This is a genomic window from Gilvimarinus sp. 1_MG-2023 (genome assembly GCF_030548285.1).
In genome coordinates this window covers 1-385 of the sequence record NZ_JAUOSC010000292.1, presented here as the reverse complement: position 1 = coordinate 385, position 385 = coordinate 1, and the positions used below count along the sequence as shown (strand labels likewise).

General features: G+C 53.5%; 1 protein-coding gene. It reads left to right on the top strand.

Annotated elements, in window-relative coordinates:
- On the top strand, window positions 1–385 hold a 385-nt coding region (locus Q4563_RS16845; protein WP_303605309.1), incomplete at both ends, for a class I tRNA ligase family protein.

Here is a 385-nt window from a genome sequence, read left to right as displayed (position 1 = left end):
AGCCTGACATGCTGGCTCGTTGGGAAAAAATGGGGCTGTACCAGCAGATTCGTGCGGCACGTGCCGGTCGTAACAAGTTTATCCTGCATGATGGCCCGCCATACGCCAATGGCAAGATTCATATTGGTCACGCCGTTAACAAGATTCTGAAAGACATGATCGTCAAGTCTCGGACCATGAGTGGCTTTGATGCTCCTTATGTACCGGGATGGGATTGCCATGGCTTGCCGATTGAACTGAAAGTGGAAGAGCAGGTAGGCACGGCGGGTGACAAGGTCAGCGCCAGTGTATTTCGTCGTCATTGCCGCGAATACGACGCCAAACAGGTCGATGGCCAGCGCGAGGACTTCAAACGCCTGATGGTGTTTGGAGACTGGGATAACCC